This is a genomic window from Rhodococcus sp. MTM3W5.2 (assembly GCF_001984015.1).
GTDB classification, from domain to species: domain Bacteria; phylum Actinomycetota; class Actinomycetes; order Mycobacteriales; family Mycobacteriaceae; genus Rhodococcus_G; species Rhodococcus_G oryzae.
The window spans coordinates 3472832-3491114 of record NZ_CP019572.1; the positions used below are offsets into that span (position 1 = coordinate 3472832).

Consider the following 18283-nt stretch of genomic DNA (forward strand, 5'->3'; position numbering starts at 1 on the left):
GACAGGCCGATCGCGGACCAGCGAGAACGGCGAGAACGGTGAAGGGGCTGTCCCCGGCACCTCGGCCGGGGACAGCCCCTTCACTCGAGAACTAGGTCACCGAAGAAATCTAGGCGCCGATCAGTCGCTGGGCCAGGTAGCCCTCGACCTTGTCGAGCGAGACCCGCTCCTGCTCCATGGTGTCGCGCTCGCGGATCGTCACGGCCTGGTCGTCGAGGGTGTCGAAGTCGACCGTGATGCAGAACGGGGTGCCGATCTCGTCCTGACGACGGTAGCGGCGGCCGATGGCGCCTGCGTCGTCGAACTCGACGTTCCAGTTCTTGCGCAGCAGCGCAGCGAGATCCTTCGCCTTGGGGGTGAGGTCGGCGTTGCGGCTGAGCGGCAGCACCGCGGCCTTGACCGGGGCCAGGCGACGGTCAAGGCGCAGCACGGTGCGCTTGTCGACCCCGCCCTTGGCGTTGGGTGCCTCGTCCTCGGAGTAGGCGTCGACCAGGAAGGCCATCAGCGAGCGGGTCAGGCCGGCTGCCGGCTCGATGACGTACGGGGTGTACCGCTCGCCGCTGGCCTGGTCGAAGTAGTTCAGGTCGGTGCCCGAGTGCTCCGAGTGGGTCTTGAGGTCGAAGTCGGTGCGGTTGGCGACGCCCTCGAGCTCACCCCACTCGCTGCCCTGGAACCGGAAGCGGTACTCGATGTCGACGGTGCGGGTCGAGTAGTGCGAGAGCTTGTCGGCCGGGTGCTCGTACAACCGCAGGTTCTCCGGGTCGATGCCGAGGTCCGTGTACCAGGCGAGCCGGGTGTCGATCCAGTACTGGTGCCACTCCGCATCCTCGCCCGGCTTGACGAAGAACTCCATCTCCATCTGCTCGAACTCGCGGGTGCGGAAGATGAAGTTGCCGGGGGTGATCTCGTTGCGGAAGCTCTTGCCGATCTGGGCGATGCCGAACGGCGGCTTCTTGCGCGAGGTGGTGAGCACGTTGGCGAAGTTGACGAAGATGCCCTGCGCGGTCTCGGGCCGCAGGTAGTGCAGCCCCTCCTCGGTCTCGATGGGGCCGAGGTGCGTCTTGAGCATCATGTTGAAGTCGCGCGGCTCGGTCCACTGCCCGACGGTGCCGCAGTCCGGGCACACGATGAGGTCCATGGACACGTCGTCCGGGTTGTCGAGGCCCTTCTTCTCCGCGAAGGCCTCCTGCAGGTGGTCCTGGCGGTGCCGCTTGTGGCAGTTCAGGCACTCGACGAGCGGGTCGTTGAACACCCCGACGTGCCCGGATGCGACCCACACCTCGCGAGGGAGGATCACCGAGGAGTCGAGGCCGACGACGTCGTCGCGGCTGGTGACGATGTTGCGCCACCACTGCCTCTTGATGTTCTCCTTCAGCTCGACGCCGAGCGGCCCGTAGTCCCAGGCAGACTTGGTACCGCCGTAGATCTCACCGCAGGGATAGACGAGCCCCCTGCGCTTCGCGAGGTTGGCGACGGTCTCGATCATGGACTTGGGTGCCACTTGGGGAGCTCTCCATCTGGGTAATAGATGCTGCGGTCACGTGCGGTTTTCTGCGCACCAGCCTATCTGCCCCGTCGGGCCGACCGAAATCTCCCCATTTGACATGCGCATCCATGCATATCAAAATGGAATCGATTTGCAATAAGGCGACAGGAACCGGCCACGGGTTCCGACGAGGAGGTGGGTGCAGGGTGAGCATCAGCGATGCCGACGATCTCCACGCCACCGAACACGTTCCTTCCGGCTCAACGCCGCCTGCCGCCCTGCCGAGCAAGGACACACTGAGCGCGGCGGGCGACATCCTGCGCGCCCTGGCCGCCCCCGTGCGGATCGCGATCGTGCTGCAGCTGCGCGACGCGGAGCGCTGCGTGCACGAACTCGTCGAGGCGCTCGGCGTCACCCAGCCGTTGATCAGCCAACACCTGCGGGTGCTCAAGTCGGCGGGCGTCGTGCGCGGCGAACGCAACGGCCGCGAGGTGTTCTACCGCCTCGTCGACGACCACCTCGCCCACATCGTGATCGACGCCGTCGCCCACGCCGAGGAAGGACCGAGACCGTGACCGAGAAGAACGACCGGCGCAACCCCGTCGTGGTCGGCGTGCGGGCCACCAAGCAACGCAGCGCGATCTCCGCACTCCTCGACGACATCGACGAGTTCCGCTCGGCGCAGGACCTGCACGACGAGTTGCGCAAGCGCGGCGAGGGCATCGGCCTGACGACGGTCTACCGGACGCTGCAGACCCTCGCCGACGCCGGCACCGTCGACGTCCTGCGCACCGACACCGGCGAGTCGGTGTACCGCCGCTGCTCCTCCGGCCATCACCACCACCTGGTGTGCCGGTCGTGCGGGTTCACCGTCGAGGTCGAGGGCCCCACCGTCGAGCAGTGGTCGCAGTCCATCGCCGACGAGAACGGCTTCACCGACGTCAGCCACACGGTCGAGATCTTCGGCACCTGCCGCAACTGCTCCGCCTAGCGCCCGCTCGATTCCGCGCCTGCCGCTCGGGCCGCCCGTGTCAGCGGGTGCGCGGGATAGGCGTGCACCAGGGCGGTCGAGAGCTTCGGGACCGCATGGGTGAGTGCGTGTTCGGCTCGGTGCGCGATCCGGTGCGCGTCCTCGAGACTGGTGCCTGCGTCGATGTCGAGTTCGGCGTCGGCGTGTAGCCGGTGACCGATCCACCGCATCTTCAGGCTCCGGACCCCCGCCACCCCCGGCTCGGCGGCGAGCGCACGCTCGCAGGCATCGACCAGATCCGGATCGACCCCGTCCATCAACCGACGGAACACCTCGCGCGCGGCGCTGATGAGCACGATCAGGATCGCGGCGGTGATGAGCAGGCCCACGATGGGGTCGGCCAGCGGGAACCCGAGGGCGACGCCTCCCGCGCCGAACAGTACTGCGAGCGAGGTGAATCCGTCCGTGCGCGCATGCAGGCCGTCCGCGACCAGGGCCGCGGATCCGATCTGCCTGCCGACCCGGATCCGGTAGAGCGCGACGAGCTCGTTGCCGATGAATCCGACCAGCCCGGCCGCCGCGACCCATCCGAGGTGCTCGATCGGCACCGGATCGAGCAGCCGTCGCACGGCCTCATATCCCGCGATCAGCGCGGACAGCGCGATCATGGCGAGCACGAACAGGCCCGCCAGGTCCTCGGCGCGACCGAACCCGTACGTGTAGCGGCGGGTCGCGGCGCGCCTGCCCAACGCGAACGCGATCCACAGCGGGACGGCGGTCAGCGCGTCGGAGAAGTTGTGGATGGTGTCGGCCAACAGCGCCACCGACCCCGACACCGCGACGATCGACAGCTGGACGAGCGCGGTGACACCCAGCACGACCAGGCTGACCTTGACCGCCCGGATGCCGATCGCGCTCGATTCGAGCGCGTCGTCCACGCTGTCGGCCGCGTCGTGGCGGTGCGGGACGAACACCTCCCGCACCGCGGACCGAAGGCCGCCACGGTGCGCGTGCCCGTGACCCTCCTGGTGTTCGTGCGTCATGCCGGGCCGCCGATCTCGCCGACCGCCGCCTCCCCGCGGCATCGGCGTGCAGGACCCGCAACCCGCTGTCGGTGCGGTGATGTCCTGGCACGCCCGGGCCGGCGTGCTCGGCGTTGAACACCGCGTCGGTCACCAGCTGGCGCACGTGGTCGTTCTCGAGCCGATAGAACACTGTCGTGCCCTCGCGGCGCGTCCGCACCAGACGCGCCATCCGCAGCTTCGCCAGGTGCTGCGACACCGACGGCGCCGGCTTGCCGACGTGCACCGCCAGCTCGTTGACCGAGCATTCCCGGTCGACCAGGGCCCACAACACGCGCACCCGGGTGGCGTCCGCCAGCATGCGGAACACCTCCACGACCAGGTCGACCTGGTCGTCGTGCAGCCGCCGCCGGCAAGCTGCATTATCTGCATTCATACGCAGATAATACGCCCGGACCGGCCGAACATGAGCGACGGACAGACCCGCTGTGCAGGCCTATAGGTTCTGGGGACATCCCGGGAAGGATCGAAGATGGTTCGTGACGTCGTGCGCCGTGCGCGCGAGCTGCTTGCGCTAGGCGATCAGGAGCAGGCACAGGCAATCCTGGCCCTAGCGCTGGACGCGCAGAGGTTTGCCGTCGAGGACGCCGAAGCGATAGCCGTGGCCGAGGCCACCGGGATACTCGTCCGGATGGAAGCGCCGTCCGAACCACGCGATGCCGTCGAGCGGCGCATCGCGAGGATGGCCGACCTCACGGACGGCTTCGATGCCGACCCCGTCCGGGAGGCCCGCGCGCTCGCCGAGCTCGAGGCGATCGAGTGGATCCACCGGCACGAACTCGATGACGCGATCGTGCTGGTCGATGTGCTGCGAGCGGCGGAGTCGTTCGCGGGACGTCACATCGGGGACGATCAACCGCTCGGTGTCCGGCAGGCACGAGCGGAGGCAATGCTCACCGCCGAGATCCTGCGGCGGCACCTGGGACGAGATCGTCATCTGGTGGCGGTCGGACTCGAAACGCTTGCGCTCACGCTCACCGCGGAATCCGACGAGCGGTTGCGTCATCTGCGCATCACTGCGCTCTATCAGGCGGCGCAGATCCGCTACGACACCGGAGATGACCCGGAGTCGGCGATCGCGCTGATGCACCGTGTGATCGCCGAGGCCGAGCCACTCCCCTCGGCGCGGGCGCTCCTGCACGCCGCATCGCTCTGCCTGGTCGACGACGAGATCGGCAGGGGATTGCCTGCGGCGGTGGCGATTACCCACGGCCTGCGTGCCCTGGATGTGCCCGTCGCCGATCCCGGCTTCGAGGCGGCCGCCGAACAGGCCCGGCATCTCGACCAGGTACTGGAGCGACTTCCCCACACCGAGCGCGACCTTGCCGCCGTGGAACACTCCGCCGCACTGGTGGACCGCTATGCCGCCTGTGCCGCCGAGGATGCGCGTGAGGCGGTCCTGTGGTGGGTGCTCGGGGGTGTTCCCGAGGACGCAGGCGCGGTGACGACGGTGGATCGACAGATCCTTGCCCACGCCGACCGCGCGTTCGGCACCGATACGAGCCCGGTCACGGCGGGGGCGCGGGCGCGCGTGGCGTCACGGCTCGCCGAGGTGACCGCGCACCTCGGCGAGCCCGAGGGGGCCGTGCGGCTCTACGAACAGCTCGAATCGCGATTCCCCGGGCACGAGCACGACGAGCGTCTCGTCGTACCGCTCGCCCTGGCGATGGTCGACCGCGCGCTTCGTCTCGCAGACATCGGACGACGCGGCGACGCACTCGAGGCGCTGGAGCAGGTGCCGCGCCGGTACGCCACGGCCGCCGATGTGCCCGGCGTCCCGGCCGCGATCACCCAAGCGATGTACTGGCGGGGACGTCTGCTGCGGGAAGCAGGCGAGCTGGCCGAATCTCGCCGCGTCATCCGCGACACCGTGGATCGCTCGGCCCACGACGCCGACGCCGATGTGCGCCTGTGGGCGGCCAACTCACTCTTCTCCGTGTGGCAGTCACCCATGCTCGATCCGACCGAGATCGATGATGCGCTGCGTCGCTTTGCGGATCTGTTTGCCGCCGATCGGGACGTGCGCATCCGCCGCCTGGATGCCCGGCGCCGCCTCACTCAGTCGACACGCGCGGCGGAACGAGGCGAACGCGAGCTGGCGGCGACCCTGCTGCTGGACCTGGTGACGAACCACGCGGACAGCGACGACCCGGACATCCGCGACACCGTCGAACTCGCCACCGAGAATCAGCGGATCCTCGCGATCTCCTCCCCCACCGATGGCACCGCTGCCTCGGCGGGAGTGACCCGCTACCGCGAACTTCGCGAACGGCTGTACGAGGCTGACAAGGCGGTCGACGAGGGGCGGCGCGCGGACGCCGAAACGATCCTCGCGGAGGTCGTGGCCGTCGCCGGCGCGGACCCCGACGAGAACATCGTCATGCTCGGGCTCGCGGCGTTGGACGTGCTCGGAGGTCTGTTGGTCGACGCGGGGCGGTGGGAGGAGCTCGTCGCCGTCGCACGCGGCGCCGCCCTGCGTCGCCCCGGTCTCGACACCCGGGCACGGCGGGTACACGCACGCGGTCACCTGCGACTCGGCATCGCGCTCGGCCGACTCGGCGAGGAGCGTGCCGCGATCGAGGCCTACGAGGCGCTCGGACGGCTCGCCGACGGATCCACCGACGGCGACATCATGAGCGCCCGCGAAGTGGCCGCCTACAACCGCGCCGTTCTGATCGACGATCTGGGCGACCCAGTCGCCGCGATCACCGCCTACGACCACGTCCTCAGAATCCACGACCTGTCCGTCGACTCCGCCGAACGCCGGCTCCGCCGCGTCAAGACACTGCGCAACAAGGCGCTGCTGCTGACCGGTCTCGGCCGCCTGCCCGAGACGACCAACGCCCACCGGATGATCCTGGACATCGCGGGCACCTTCCCCGATTCCGAGATCGCCGAGCGAGCCCGCAAGTCCGCCTTCGACCTGGCGGCCTGCTACTCGCGGCTCGGCCAGCATCGAGCCGCATCAGACCTCTACACCTGGATGCGCTCCGCCCGTCACCTCGGTTTCACCCGTGACGAACTCAAGAGCATCGCACGCTCCGCCAAGAACGCGGCCCGTGAATCCAAGCGCGCACATCGGTGACGAGTGGATCCCGATCGCGCACCTGAGCGCGGCGCTAGGTGTACTGCTCGGGGACGTTGATCAATCGTGAGAACGGCGGCTGGTTGCCGCACGCCGTGTGCGGGCGATGCTGGTTGTACTGGTGCAACACACGCCTCAAGCGCTCCCCGCCGCTCTTTTCTTAGATGTAGCAGCGGGCGTAGGCCCATCCGTCGGCCATCGTGCGGTGAAACGACGAGCCGGGCAACCTCGAGGCGGAGTCTTGAGGTGAGCGCGGCATTGGGGTGTGTCATGAGATCTTTCGGGAATGGAAGAGGGCCAGCCGCTTTCGGCTGGCCCTCTTCCGGTCTGTCTGCGGGTCAGTTAGCTGGGGAAGTCGCTGCTGCGGCGAGGATATGGGCGAGGTCGCCGGGGCGGCTCCACATGGGCCAATGCCCGGTCGGGAGATCGATGAGATCGACATGGTCGAGGTTTGACACCTCGGCGAACATGGGATGACCCGCCTTGGCCAGCTCCATCATCTGCGCGCTCGGGATCGAGCAGCACACCAGAGTGGTCGGGACCGCCAGACGCGCATCGTTGGTGAGCGTCACTTGCTGGCGTAGCACGGGACCGGGTTCCGGAACGGCCCTGGCGCGAAAGCGCTCGAGAGCCTCAATGCTCAGGCCCTCGAGGCTGGCCTGCTCCCCGAGCGCGTCGAAGGGCGGCAGGGGAAACTCGTCCAGATCCTCGGGCGCATCCGGGGCGAAGACACTGCCGGACGCGACGGGCCCGCTATCGACCCACACCACTCGGCGGACGAGTTCAGGATGCCGATCGAGCACAAGGCTTACCGGCGCGTTGGCTCCGCTGTGCGCCACGATGACCACCGGCTCAGCCTCGGAAGCCTCAGCCTGGGTCATTGTCTGCTCGATCGCCGTCGCCTGGTCATCGAGCGTCCTGGACGCCCGCTCGGGATCCTGCTCATCGAGTCCGGGAAGCGTCATCGGGATGGTTCGCCAGCCTTCGGCGGTCAGGTGTTCGTGCACCTCGTCCCATGCCCAAGCCCCCAGCCAATGGCCAGCGATCAGGATGATGGTCGGGTTGCTCGCGTTTGTCGTCACACCACGATGCTCTCAAGCCTCCAGGACAACGGTATGTCACCATTTTGGCATGATCTTTTTGCCGGGGAAGGAAATGAGCCGGGGTGGGAAATGAAGAGGGCGGAGCGGCTCCACGCCCTGTCCGAAATGCTGCGACGCAGCGGACCGCGTGGATGCACTGCTGAGCGACTGGCACAAGAGTTCGGCGTGTCCGTGCGGACGATCAAGAGAGACCTCACCGCCCTCGAGAACGGTGGCGCGCTGATCTGGTCGCGCCCGGGCCCCGGCGGCGGCTACGGGCTAGTCGCCCGAGGCACCCTGCCACCGGTCAGCCTGACCCCTGTGCAGGCAGTGGCGCTACTCGCGGCAGTCTCTGCTGCACCCGACGCCCCCTACGCCGATCTCGCCTTGGCGGGCGTTCGGAAGATCATGGACGTACTCGATCCACGGACCCGGACGAAGGCCGATGAGCTGGCCAGTCGCGTCTGGGTCAACGCGCCTCCTACTCCGCGCACGATCAAGTCAGCGTTGGAGGAAGCGATGGCCGAGCAACGGGTGGTGCGTATCCGTTACACCTCGCGTGACGGCAACACGACCACCCGGGACGTCGAGCCGGTGATGTTCGGCTCCACGAACGGCCATTGGTACCTGATCGGCTGGTGCAGGCTACGCAACGATATGCGGTGGTTCCTCGTGTCCCATATCGAGCACGCCAGTGCAACCAAGATTGCCTGCAGCGGCCATGACATTGACGAGATCGGCATCCCCCCATCGACAGCAAGACCCGTGAATGGCCAAGGTGAGTGAGGCACTCGATCAACGTCTCCGGTCAATACAGCTAGGGCAGCAACCCCTGCCGACCCTGATCCGCGCCCGAGAGCACCAGCAGCAGCATCGTGGTGAGTGCCTCGTCCTCGAGCCCGGCGGCCGGGAAGGTGTAGCGCAGGATCACGTCGGCCAGCTTGCCGCGGGTGATCACCGTGATCGACCCGAACTGCATCATCGAGTTCTTCTCGGCGACCTTCTTGTGCAGCGCGGGCTTGACCGGACGGTCCCAGGCCAGCACGGCGGTCACCGACAGCACGTCGAGCCCTGGCGCGAGGTTCACCGCCCGCAGCGAGCACAGGGCCCCCGCGTACTCGAAACCCAATGACCCGTCGTCGGATTCGCGCACGTCCACGAAATGCGCGAGCGCATCGCGGGCGCGGTCCTGGAGGACCTGCGCGGTGCCGGCGCTCACTTGACTCCGCCGAAGCGTCGGTCGCGCGACGCGTACTCGACGCACGCGGCCCACAGGTCGCGGCGGTCGAAGTCCGGAAACAGCTTCTCCTGGAACACCATCTCCGCGTATGCGGACTGCCAGATCAGGAAGTTCGACGTGCGCAGCTCACCCGAGGGACGCAGGAACAGATCCACGTCCGGCATGTCGGGCTCGTCGAGATACTTGGCGACGGTCGCCTCGGTCACCTTCTCCGGGTTCAGCTCGCCCGCCGCTACCCGCCGCGCGATCTCCCGTGCCGCGTCGGCGATCTCGGCGCGGCCGCCGTAGTTCACGCACATCGTCAGGGTCATCGTGGTGTTGTGCTTGGTCAGCTCCTCGGCGACCTCGAGCTCCTTGATGACGCTGGCCCACAGCCTGGGCCTGCGCCCCGCCCAGCGCACCCGCACACCCATCTCGTGCATCTCGTCGCGCCGACGCCGGATCACGTCCCGGTTGAAGCCCATCAGGAACTTCACCTCCTCGGGACTGCGCTTCCAGTTCTCGGTGGAGAACGCGTACGCCGAGAGCCACTTCACGCCGATCTCGATGCAGCCCTCGAGGGTGTCCATCAGCACCGCCTCGCCGCGCTCGTGGCCCGCGGTGCGCGGCAGGCCCCGCTCCTGGGCCCAGCGGCCGTTGCCGTCCATCACCAACGCGACGTGCCGCGGGATCAGCTCGGGCTGCAGGATCGGCGCCCTGGCGCCGGAGGGGTGGGGGGCCGGGGGCCGGATCACGCGGTTAGGCGGAGCTTGCGGTTCGCGTCGTCGAATCACGATCACCATCCTGCCCGACCGGACGGGGTGGTCCCGCCACCGCCCGCGGATCCGTGGCATCCGGCTCGACCGCGGCATGCGGGCGCGAGCGCTCGATCAACGGCAGCGTGCGCAGCTGGCGCTCGAGGTGCCACTGCAGGTGCGCGGCGACCAGCCCGCTGGCCTGCGCACGGACCGCGGCCGTGACGGTCTCAGTGTTCGCCCACTCGCCGCGCGCGAGCGCGTCCATCAGGTCGAGCACGCCAGGGGAGGGTGTCGCCGAGCCCGGAGGTCTGCAGTGCACGCAGACCGCCCCGCCCGCGGCCACGTGGAAGGCCCGATGCGGGCCGGGTGCGGCGCACCGCGCGCACTCCTCCAGCGCGGGTGCCCAGCCGGCGAAACCCATGGCCCGCAACAGGAACGCGTCGAGGATCAGCTCGGGTGGCCTGGCCTGCTCCCCCACCGCGCGCAGCGCTCCGACGGTGAGCTGGTGCAGCCGCAGGGCGGGGGCCCGCTCCTCGCCCGCGAGCCGTTCCGCGGTCTCGAGCACCGCGCAGGCGGTGGTGTACCGGCCGTAGTCGTCGACGATGTCCCCTGCGAAGGCGTCCAGGGTCTGCACCTGGGTGACGATGTCGAGGTTGCGGCCGGGGTAGAGCTGCACGTCGATGTGCGCGAACGGCTCCAGGCGGGCACCGAACTTCGACTTGGTGCGGCGAACGCCCTTGGCCACCGCCCGCACCAGCCCGTGCTGGCGGGTCAGCAGGGTGACGATGCGGTCGGCCTCGCCCAGCTTGTGCTGGCGCAACACCACCGCGTGGTCCCGGTACAACCTCACCCGGAAAGTGTCCCACGGTCCGGGGACAATCCCGGACGCCCACACCGGGTCAACCCAGCCGTTGCCCGATCAGCTCGGCGAGCCGGTCCGGCGCCTCGAGCTGCGGCCAGTGCCCGATGCCGGGCAGCACGGTCACCGCGGTGTCGGGGCGCAGCTCGAGCAACCGCGCGGGCATCTCCGGGATGGCGATGGGGTCGCACTCGCCCCAGATCAGCGCCAACGGCTCCCGGTACTCCACCAGCCCCGCCGTCCACCGATCCTGATGCGCCCTGCGCTCGAGAATGTAGCGGTTCTGACGGGGCAGCAGCCGCCCGCCGCCGTCGCGCTCGATGGCCTCGATCAGCGCGTCGATGGCGCCGGCCGGGGCGGGCGCGCGCGGCGAGAAGCTGCGGTCGATCGCGCGGGCCAGCAGCCATCGCGGTGGCGAGAAGGGCAGCGCCCGCGCGGGCAGTCGCAGCATCGCCCGCTGGCCGGACGTCAGCTGCGCGAGGTCGATGAAGATCGAGCCGTTGGTCAGGATGACCTGCTCGGGAACGAAGCCCAGGACACCGAGATTGTGGCGGTACATCAGCTCGGCCACCACGGTGTCCCCCATGTCGTGGGCGATCAAAACGCAGCGGCCGATACCCAACCGGCCGAGCACGGCCTCCACCAGGTCCGCCTGCTCGAACAGCGAGTAGCGTGCCGAGGCCGGCTTGTCGGAAAGCCCGTACCCCAGCAGGTCGAGCAGCACCACCCGCCGACCGGCCCCGAGCCGCTCCGCCACCTCGGCGAAGTCGTGCGACGAACCGGGAAACCCGTGCACGATCACGAGCGGAGCTCCGGTTCCCTCGCCTACCTCGACGACGAAGATCCGGTTCCCGTCGACCTCGAGGTGGCGCCCACGCCGTTTCCAGGCCCTCAGGTCACCGCTCATGACTCCTCCGATGTTCGCGCTGGGCCCAAAGCTACTCACCGGCCTCGCCTCCTGGCGCGAAAACCTGGCGGACGACACCGGCCCGGAGGTACTGTTCGTTCGAACGAACAGACATTGGGAGGCACGGCGTGAGTACGCACATGGAAGACACCAGGGACCTCGGGCTCGAGGAGACGGCGCACTCCCTGGCGACCGGTGCCTCCACCTCCGTCGACCGGGTGCGCCGCAGCCTGGACGCCATCGACGCCAGCCAGCCCGGCCTCAACGCCTTTCGGGTGGTTCGCCGCGAGGCCGCGCTCGCGGAGGCGGCCGAGGCCGACCGCCGGCTGGCCGCTGGCGAGCGCCTGCCACTGCTCGGCGTGCCGATCGCGGTCAAGGACGACGTCGACGTCACCGGCGAACCGACCGCCTTCGGCTGCGCGGGCGAGTTCCCCGCCAAGACCGCGGACTCCGAGGTCGTGCGGCGACTGCGCGCGGCGGGCGCCGTCATCGTCGGCAAGACCAACAGCCCCGAGCTCGGCCAGTGGCCGTTCACCGGGGCAGCTTCGGGCACACAAGGAACCCGTGGGCGCGCGAGCGGACCCCCGGCGGATCCTCCGGCGGCAGCGCGGCCGCGGTCGCGGCCGGGTTGGTGCCTGCCGCGCTCGGCTCGGACGGCGCGGGTTCGGTCCGCATCCCGGCGTCGTGGACAAACCTGGTCGGCATCAAGCCGCAGCGCGGCCGGATCTCCACCTGGCCCGAGCCCGAGGCCTTCTACGGCATCACCGTGATGGGCCCGCTCGCCCGCACGGTGGCGGACGCGGCGCTCCTGCTCGACCTGGTCTCCGGCAGCCACGAGGGCGACCTGCACCAGCCTCCGCCGGTGACCGTGCGCGACGCCGTGGACCGCGAGCCCGGCCGGCTGCGGATCGCGCTGTCGCTGAAGATCCCCTACACGGCCACACCAAGGACTCTGCACCCCGAGGTCAAGGAGGCGATCGGTGCCACCGCGCACGCGCTGCGCCGCCTCGGCCACGAGGTGACCGTCGCGGACCCCGCATACGGGTTGCTGCTTGGCACGAATTTCCTGCCGCGGTCGATGGCCGGGCTGGAGCAGTGGCGCTCGCGGGTGCCGGACCCGACTTTGCTCGACCCACGCACCCTGTCCAACGCGCGCACCGGCAGGCTACTGGGGGGCCTGCCGTTGCGCGCGTCCCGCGCCGCCGAGCCGCGCATGCGCAGGCGGATCGGCACCATCTTCAACGACTTCGACGTCATCCTGGCCCCGACCACCGCCACCCCGCCGCCGCCGGTGGACGCGATCGACGGCATCGGGCACTTCGAGACGGACAAGGTGATCACCGCCGCCTGCCCGTACACCTGGCCGTGGAACATCCTGGGCTGGCCGAGCGTGAACGTGCCCGCCGGCTTCACCCCGGACGGCCTGCCGGTCGGCGTGCAGCTGATGGGTCACGACAACACCGAACCGCTGCTGGTTTCGCTCGCGGCCCAGCTCGAACGTGAACTACGTTGGGACCGTGAACGTCCCGAACAGTGGTGGTGACCGGTGAGCGAGTCCCCGGTTCGTGAGCGGATTCTCGCCGCGGTCCTGCACATCATCGGCACCGACGGCATCGCCGCCGTCACCAACCGTCGGATCGCGGCGCAGGCCGAGGTCTCGCTCGGCTCGATCACCTACCACTTCCCCAGCCAGACGGACCTGCTGCGCGACGCCCTGCTCGGGTTCGTCACCGCCGAGACCGCTCGGCTGACCGACCTGGCCGAGCAGTATCGGGACACCGGATTGAGCGTGCAGGACGCCGCCTCGCTCACCGAGCAGGTGGTCCGGGACCTGGCGTTCGACGCCGAGCGGATGGCGCCGTTCGAGCTCTACATCCAGGCCGGCCGCGACCCCGAGCTGCAGGCGGCCGCCGACGAGTGCTTCGCGGCCTACGACACGCTCACGGTGACCATCCTCGAGGCGCTGGGCGTGCCCGACGCCGCGGCGATCGCGCCGAACCTGGTCGCGACCATCACCGGACTGCAGCTGCGCCGCCTGGCAACCGGTACCGCACAGGATGTTTCCGCGGCGATCCTCAGGCTCGTCGCGCCGCGCTGAGCGCCCCGATCAACAATCGCCCTCGACCGCGGCGTCGTAGCCGCGAATCAGATCGTCCCGTTCCTCGTCACTGGCCATCACCCAGTCAGGCGAGGACCGGAGCAGATCGAGCATCCACGTCACCTCGTAGTCGCGCGTCCAGTCGTCGTCGCCGATCTGACGCCGGAACGCCTCGGTGAAATCGAGGTGCCCCGCCACACTCACGCAGGTCTCCGCCGGCGACCTGAACGTGTCCCCGTGATCCGCCGGCTCCTGCGACCACATGAAGATCACGTCGTCGGGTGGTGGAGTCCTGCGGACCTCCCCATCGCCGTTCGAACACCCCATCAACGCGGCGCACGACAGCACGCCCACGGCGATCCCGACGCTGCGGACCGTGCCGCTCCGCAGCGGCCGCACCGCCTAGAACCCCAGGCGGCCGAGCTGTTTCGGGTCGCGCTGCCAGTCCTTGGCGACCTTCACGTGCAGCTCCAGGAAGATCCGGGTGCCGAGCAGCTTCTCGATCTGGGTGCGCGCCTTGGTGCCGACCTCGCGCAGCCGGGCACCGCCCTTGCCGATCACGATGCCCTTCTGGCTGGGCCGCTCGACGTAGAGCAGCGCGTGCACGTCGAGCATCTCGCCCTGCTTCTCGGTGCGGCCCTCGCGCTCGATGACCTCCTCGATCACCACGGCCAGCGAGTGCGGCAGCTCGTCGCCGAGCCCCTCGAGCGCGGCCTCGCGGATGAGCTCGGCCATCAGCGTCTCCTCCGGCTCGTCCGTGATCTCGCCGTCCGGGTAGAACGCCGGGCCCTCGTCCATCGACTTCGCCAGCAGGTCGACCAGCATCTCGACCTGCTCCCCCGACGCCGCCGACACCGGGATCACCTCGGTCTCGGGACCGAGCAGCTTCGACAGGGCCACCAACTGCTCGGCGACCTTCTGCTTGCTGACCTTGTCGATCTTGGTGACAATGCCGATCAGCTTGGTCTTCGGCGCCATCTGGCGGACCTGCTCGAGGATCCAGCGGTCGCCGGGGCCGATCTTCTCGTCCGCGGGGATGCACAGACCGATGGCATCGACCTCGGAGTATGTATCGCGCACAAGGTCGTTCAGCCGCTGACCGAGCAGCGTCCGGGGCCGGTGCAGCCCGGGGGTGTCGACCAGGATCAGCTGGGCGTGCGGGCGGTGCACGATGCCGCGGATGGTGTGCCGCGTGGTCTGCGGCCGCGACGAGGTGATCGCGATCTTGCTGCCGACCAGTGCGTTGGTCAGCGTCGACTTGCCGGTGTTCGGCCGTCCGACGAAACAGACAAAGCCGGAACGGAATTCGGTCTCAGTGCTCATGGGCATCTCCAGAAATGGGTCGGTAGGGCTCCCAGCCCATGACATAGGGGTCCGAGCCGTCGGCTCGGGCGGCGATCAGTTTGGCGGAGGCGGTGACCTCGGTCAGCGCGAGCACCCCGGGCTCGTTGTCCCGGACGGCGGTCACGATGTCCGCGGCGCTGCCGGGCAGGTCGCCCACCACCGCGGCCGCCTCGAAACCCTCAGCCCCGCTCGAGAGCGCGGCGGCGATCGCGGCCTGCAACGCGGTGAGGGTCAGGGCGTCGAGCGAGACCGGGCCTGCGGCGTAGGTGCGACCGTCGAGGTCCCGCACCGCGGCGCCCTGTGCGCCGCCTGTTCGACCCATCGCGCCGCGGGCGAGGACCACCAGCTTGGCGTCCTCCTCGTCGAGATGCTCAGTCATGTCGGCCCTCGTCTCCCTCGTCATCGCCGACCGAGTCGGCGTCCGGTTCGGGCGCTCTCCATGCAAGAACAGTACTGATCCGGACCCGGCCGCGGACGTCGCTGCCGCCCTCGGCACGCAGCATCAGGCCGTCGGTGGTGACCTCCGAGCCCGGCAGCGGGACGCGGCCGAGCGCGTAGCCGAGCAGCCCGCCGACCGTCTCCACCTCGTCGTTGTCGATCTCCATCTCGAACAGCTCGGCGAGGTCCTCGATCGGCAGGCGGGCCGAGAGCCGAAAGCGACCGTCGCCCAGGTCCTCCACCGGCGCGATCTCGCCGATGTCGTACTCGTCGGCGATCTCGCCGACGATCTCCTCGATGACGTCCTCGATGGTGACCAGCCCAGCGATGCCGCCGTACTCGTCGACCAGCAACGCCATGTGGTTGCGGTCGCGCTGCATCTCCGCGAGCAGGCTGTCGAGCGGCTTGGAGTCGGGCACGAACACCGGCGGGCGCATCACCTCGCCGACGGTGACGCCACGGCCGCCGTCGGTCGAGTGATACGTCTTCTGGACCAGGTCCTTGAGGTACACGACGCCGAGGATGTCGTCGACGTTCTCGCCGATCACGGGGATCCGGGAGTGCCCGCTGCGGACGGCCAGCGAGGTGGCCTGACCCGCGGACTTCGTCGCCTCGATCCACACCATCTCGGTGCGCGGGACCATCACCTCGCGGGCCGGGGTGTCGCCGAGCTCGAACACGGACTGGATCATCCGGCGTTCCTCGTCGGCCACCACCCCGCGCTCCTGCGCCATGTCGACCAGCTCACGCAGCTCGATCTCGGAGGCGAAGGGGCCGTTGCGGAAACCACGACCCGGGGTGAGCGCGTTGCCGACCAGGATGAGCAGTCGGCTGATCGGGGAGAACAGGACGCCGATCACCTGCAGCGGCAGCGCCGCGGCGAGGGTGATCGAGTACGCGTGCTGGCGGCCGATGGTGCGCGGCCCCACCCCGATCGCGACGTAGTCGATGAGCACCATGACGACGGCGGTGACCAGCAGCGCCCAGCTCCGCTCGAGCATGTCCAGGAGCGCGGCGGCGAGCAGGACCGTGGCGGTGATCTCGGCCAGGATCCGCAGCAGCACCATGAGATTGACGTACCGGGGCCGGTCGGCCACGACCATCAGCAGGCGCTGCGCACCCGGACGCGCGTCCTTGGCCAGATCCTCGACCCGGGCCCGGGAGATCGTGTTGAGCGCGGAGTCGATGGCGGCGAACAGCCCGCCGAGCGGTACCAGGACCGCGGCGAGCAGGATCTGGACTAGCTCATCACTCACTGCTCGGGGCCGTCGAAGAACCCGGTCTTGCCCAGCAGCCTGCTGTCACGGGCGGCCTGTTCCGCCTCCCGCTCGGCCAGGCGCAGCTCGTCGTACCAGTCGGCGAGAAGGCTGTTCTGCAGCGCGAACATCTCCTTCTCCTCCTCCGGCTCGGCGTGGTCGTAGCCGAGCAGGTGCAGGACACCGTGCACGGTCAGCAGCGCCAGCTCGTGCGCGGTGGAATGGCCGGCCTTGGCCGCCTGGTCGGCGGCGAAGGCGGGGCACAGCACGATGTCGCCGAGCATCGCCGGTCCGGGTTCGGGGGCGTCGGGCCGGCCGCCGGGCTCGAGCTCGTCCATCGGGAAGGACATCACGTCCGTCGGGCCGGGCAGGTCCATCCACCGCATGTGCAGGTCGGCCATCGTGTCGAGGTCGACGAGCACCATCGACAGCTCGGCCGCCGGGTGCACGTCCATCCGGCCGATGACGAACCGCGCGACGCTGATCAGCTCGCCCTCGGAGACGTCGATCCCGGACTCGTTGGATACCTCAATGCTCATGAATGTCGTTCTCCTCGGGGCCGCCTGCGGCGGGGATGGGCGGGGCGGTGTGGCTCACGTGGACTGTGCCGAGCCGTCAGCGTCGCGAGGGGCGGGCCTGCGCCGCCCGACGCTGCGAGCGGTTGCCGAGCTTGACCTCGTCGATCCGCTCGGTCTCGAAACGCTCGTAGGCGTCGACGATGTCGGAGACCAGGCGGTGCCGCACCACGTCCGCGCTGGTGAGCTCCGCGAAGTGGATGTCGTCGATGTCGGTCAGGATCTCCGAGGCAGCCCGCAGCCCGGACCGGGCGCCGCCGGGCAGGTCCACCTGGGTCACGTCGCCGGTCACCACGATCTTGGAACCGAACCCGAGCCGGGTCAGGAACATCTTCATCTGCTCGGCCGTGGTGTTCTGCGCCTCGTCGAGGATGATGAACGCGTCGTTGAGGGTGCGGCCGCGCATGTAGGCGAGCGGGGCGACCTCGATGACCCCCGCCTGCATGAGCTTCGGGATGGCCTCGGGGTCCATCATGTCGTGCAGCGCGTCGTGCAGCGGCCGCAGGTACGGGTCGATCTTCTCGTGCAGGGTGCCGGGCAGGAACCCGAGCCGCTCGCCCGCCTCGACCGCGGGTCGGGTCAGGATGATCCGGCTGACGTTCTTGCTCTGCAGCGCCTGCACGGCCTTGGCCATGGCCAGGTAGGTCTTGCCGGTGCCCGCGGGGCCGATGCCGAAGACGATGGTGTTCGCGTCGATCGCGTCGACGTATCGCTTCTGGTTGACCGTCTTGGGCCGGATGGTCTTGCCACGCCGGGACAGGATGTCCAGGCTCAGGACCTCCGCGGGCGATTCGGCGACGCCCTCGGTGAGCATCGCGACGCTGCGCCGCACCGCATCGGGGGTCAGGGTGTTGCCACCCGCGACGACGGCGATCAGCTCGCCGATCACCCGCTCGGCCAGCGCGACGTCCGCGGCCCTGCCGGTGAGGGTGATCGCGTTGCCACGAACGTGAATGTCTGCGTCGAGGGCGCGTTCGAGTTCCTTGAGGTTCTGATCCGAGGAACCGAGCAGCGGGAGCACCGCGTCGGGTGAGACCTCCATGCTCGACCGCACCGTGCGCTGCGCTGGGCGGTCCTGGCTGCCGTTGGCCTTCGCCCCTGCGCGCGAAGCGCGTCCCCCTGCG

19 protein-coding genes and 3 pseudogenes are annotated in these 18283 nt (G+C 69.3%); 7 read left to right on the forward strand and 15 right to left on the reverse strand.

Going from position 1 to position 18283, the window contains the following annotated elements; all coding sequences use genetic code 11:
* Positions 1-109 precede the first annotated feature (109 nt).
* Entirely contained in the window at positions 110-1501 is a 1392-nt protein-coding gene (locus BTZ20_RS15860) for a glycine--tRNA ligase (protein WP_077042029.1), read from the reverse strand.
* Positions 1502-1692: 191 nt separating this feature from the next.
* On the opposite strand from BTZ20_RS15860, the gene BTZ20_RS15865 reads away from it, so the two are divergent.
* Together BTZ20_RS15865 and BTZ20_RS15870 are read left to right on the forward strand one after the other, a co-directional pair.
* A complete protein-coding gene (locus BTZ20_RS15865; RefSeq protein ID WP_077042030.1) occupies positions 1693-2061 on the forward strand; it encodes an ArsR/SmtB family transcription factor in 369 nt (122 codons plus the stop codon).
* Positions 2058-2477: a Fur family transcriptional regulator gene (locus BTZ20_RS15870; RefSeq protein WP_077042031.1), complete on the forward strand. Its 420-nt coding sequence runs from the start codon at positions 2058-2060 to the stop codon at positions 2475-2477. The genes BTZ20_RS15865 and BTZ20_RS15870 overlap by 4 nt, the downstream gene beginning before the upstream one ends.
* Here BTZ20_RS15870 and BTZ20_RS15875 read toward each other — a convergent pair.
* Together BTZ20_RS15875 and BTZ20_RS15880 are read right to left on the reverse strand one after the other, a co-directional pair.
* Positions 2474-3499 carry a cation diffusion facilitator family transporter gene (locus BTZ20_RS15875; RefSeq protein ID WP_077042032.1) on the reverse strand — a complete coding sequence of 342 codons (1026 nt, stop codon included), beginning with the start codon at positions 3497-3499 and terminating at the stop codon, positions 2474-2476. The two genes, BTZ20_RS15870 and BTZ20_RS15875, sit on opposite strands and share 4 nt — an antisense overlap.
* Before the next feature lie 16 nt (positions 3500-3515).
* Positions 3516-3914 (reverse strand): annotated as a pseudogene (locus BTZ20_RS15880) (ArsR/SmtB family transcription factor); the annotation flags it as partial.
* Positions 3915-4010: 96 nt separating this feature from the next.
* On the opposite strand from BTZ20_RS15880, the gene BTZ20_RS15885 reads away from it, so the two are divergent.
* Positions 4011-6623 carry a hypothetical protein gene (locus BTZ20_RS15885; RefSeq protein ID WP_077042033.1) on the forward strand — a complete coding sequence of 871 codons (2613 nt, stop codon included), beginning with the start codon at positions 4011-4013 and terminating at the stop codon, positions 6621-6623.
* 34 nt (positions 6624-6657) lie between these two features.
* Here the strand turns inward: BTZ20_RS15885 and BTZ20_RS28175 are convergent.
* Together BTZ20_RS28175 and BTZ20_RS15895 are read right to left on the reverse strand one after the other, a co-directional pair.
* Positions 6658-6834, reverse strand: a pseudogene (locus tag BTZ20_RS28175) (integrase core domain-containing protein); the annotation flags it as partial.
* A gap of 127 nt (positions 6835-6961) precedes the next feature.
* Complete coding sequence (locus BTZ20_RS15895; protein ID WP_077042034.1) at positions 6962-7705, reverse strand: alpha/beta fold hydrolase; 744 nt, start codon at positions 7703-7705, stop codon at positions 6962-6964.
* Between the two features lie 6 nt (positions 7706-7711).
* On the opposite strand from BTZ20_RS15895, the gene BTZ20_RS15900 reads away from it, so the two are divergent.
* The gene (locus BTZ20_RS15900) at positions 7712-8491 is read left to right on the forward strand and encodes a helix-turn-helix transcriptional regulator (RefSeq protein ID WP_223263361.1); all 780 of its coding nucleotides are present in this window, start codon (positions 7712-7714) and stop codon (positions 8489-8491) included.
* A gap of 31 nt (positions 8492-8522) precedes the next feature.
* Here BTZ20_RS15900 and BTZ20_RS15905 read toward each other — a convergent pair whose 3' ends face one another.
* Genes BTZ20_RS15905 through BTZ20_RS15920 form a run of 4 tightly spaced genes read right to left on the reverse strand, consistent with a single transcriptional unit; the run spans position 8523 to position 11448 of the window.
* On the reverse strand, positions 8523-8924 hold the full coding sequence (locus BTZ20_RS15905; protein ID WP_072753897.1) for a hypothetical protein: 402 nt from the start codon (positions 8922-8924) through the stop codon (positions 8523-8525).
* Positions 8921-9718 carry an isoprenyl transferase gene (locus BTZ20_RS15910; protein WP_392981582.1) on the reverse strand — a complete coding sequence of 266 codons (798 nt, stop codon included), beginning with the start codon at positions 9716-9718 and terminating at the stop codon, positions 8921-8923. Before BTZ20_RS15910 ends, BTZ20_RS15905 begins: the two co-directional genes overlap by 4 nt.
* Entirely contained in the window at positions 9684-10532 is an 849-nt protein-coding gene (gene recO / locus BTZ20_RS15915) for a DNA repair protein RecO (RefSeq protein ID WP_077042037.1), read from the reverse strand. The genes BTZ20_RS15910 and recO overlap by 35 nt, the downstream gene beginning before the upstream one ends.
* Before the next feature lie 49 nt (positions 10533-10581).
* Complete coding sequence (locus tag BTZ20_RS15920; RefSeq protein ID WP_077042038.1) at positions 10582-11448, reverse strand: alpha/beta fold hydrolase; 867 nt, start codon at positions 11446-11448, stop codon at positions 10582-10584.
* A gap of 140 nt (positions 11449-11588) precedes the next feature.
* Here BTZ20_RS15920 and BTZ20_RS15925 point away from each other — a divergent pair.
* Positions 11589-12991: pseudogene (locus tag BTZ20_RS15925) on the forward strand (amidase).
* A 3-nt stretch (positions 12992-12994) separates the two neighbouring features.
* Positions 12995-13546, forward strand: a complete 552-nt coding sequence (locus tag BTZ20_RS15930) for a TetR/AcrR family transcriptional regulator (RefSeq protein WP_077042039.1) — start codon at positions 12995-12997, stop codon at positions 13544-13546.
* 9 nt (positions 13547-13555) lie between these two features.
* Here the strand turns inward: BTZ20_RS15930 and BTZ20_RS26780 are convergent, their stop codons facing one another.
* Positions 13556-13750: a hypothetical protein gene (locus tag BTZ20_RS26780; protein WP_145982307.1), complete on the reverse strand. Its 195-nt coding sequence runs from the start codon at positions 13748-13750 to the stop codon at positions 13556-13558.
* 58 nt (positions 13751-13808) lie between these two features.
* Here BTZ20_RS26780 and BTZ20_RS27295 point away from each other — a divergent pair, with 58 nt between their 5' ends.
* Positions 13809-13952: a hypothetical protein gene (locus tag BTZ20_RS27295; RefSeq protein ID WP_189636481.1), complete on the forward strand. Its 144-nt coding sequence runs from the start codon at positions 13809-13811 to the stop codon at positions 13950-13952.
* On the opposite strand, the gene era is transcribed toward BTZ20_RS27295, so the two are convergent.
* The 5 genes from era to BTZ20_RS15960 all read right to left on the reverse strand — a co-directional run bounded on the left by era (position 13949) and on the right by BTZ20_RS15960 (position 18201).
* Entirely contained in the window at positions 13949-14869 is a 921-nt protein-coding gene (gene era, locus BTZ20_RS15940; protein WP_077042041.1) for a GTPase Era, read from the reverse strand. The genes BTZ20_RS27295 and era overlap by 4 nt on opposite strands.
* Positions 14859-15269, reverse strand: coding sequence for a hypothetical protein (locus BTZ20_RS15945; RefSeq protein WP_051636960.1), 411 nt, complete (start codon positions 15267-15269; stop codon positions 14859-14861). The genes era and BTZ20_RS15945 overlap by 11 nt, the downstream gene beginning before the upstream one ends.
* Positions 15262-16584: a hemolysin family protein gene (locus BTZ20_RS15950; protein WP_077042042.1), complete on the reverse strand. Its 1323-nt coding sequence runs from the start codon at positions 16582-16584 to the stop codon at positions 15262-15264. Before BTZ20_RS15950 ends, BTZ20_RS15945 begins: the two co-directional genes overlap by 8 nt.
* Positions 16581-17123, reverse strand: a complete 543-nt coding sequence (ybeY, locus tag BTZ20_RS15955; RefSeq protein WP_077042043.1) for an rRNA maturation RNase YbeY — start codon at positions 17121-17123, stop codon at positions 16581-16583. Before ybeY ends, BTZ20_RS15950 begins: the two co-directional genes overlap by 4 nt.
* Positions 17124-17199: 76 nt before the next feature.
* Positions 17200-18201, reverse strand: a complete 1002-nt coding sequence (locus BTZ20_RS15960; protein WP_223263808.1) for a PhoH family protein — start codon at positions 18199-18201, stop codon at positions 17200-17202.
* Between the last annotated feature and the right edge of the window lie 82 nt (positions 18202-18283).

Bases quoted from the DNA above. Each gene is read 5' to 3' on its own strand.
- BTZ20_RS15875 (WP_077042032.1), bottom strand. From the start codon at position 3,499: ATGACGCACGAACACCAGGAGGGTCACGGGCACGCGCACCGTGGCGGC.
- BTZ20_RS15885 (WP_077042033.1), top strand. From the start codon at position 4,011: ATGGTTCGTGACGTCGTGCGCCGTGCGCGCGAGCTGCTTGCGCTAGGC.
- BTZ20_RS15900 (WP_223263361.1), top strand. From the start codon at position 7,712: ATGCTCTCAAGCCTCCAGGACAACGGTATGTCACCATTTTGGCATGAT.
- BTZ20_RS15920 (WP_077042038.1), bottom strand. From the start codon at position 11,448: ATGAGCGGTGACCTGAGGGCCTGGAAACGGCGTGGGCGCCACCTCGAG.
- BTZ20_RS27295 (WP_189636481.1), top strand. From the start codon at position 13,809: ATGAAGATCACGTCGTCGGGTGGTGGAGTCCTGCGGACCTCCCCATCG.
- era (WP_077042041.1), bottom strand. From the start codon at position 14,869: ATGAGCACTGAGACCGAATTCCGTTCCGGCTTTGTCTGTTTCGTCGGA.
- BTZ20_RS15945 (WP_051636960.1), bottom strand. From the start codon at position 15,269: ATGACTGAGCATCTCGACGAGGAGGACGCCAAGCTGGTGGTCCTCGCC.
- ybeY (WP_077042043.1), bottom strand. From the start codon at position 17,123: ATGAGCATTGAGGTATCCAACGAGTCCGGGATCGACGTCTCCGAGGGC.
- BTZ20_RS15960 (WP_223263808.1), bottom strand. From the start codon at position 18,201: ATGGAGGTCTCACCCGACGCGGTGCTCCCGCTGCTCGGTTCCTCGGAT.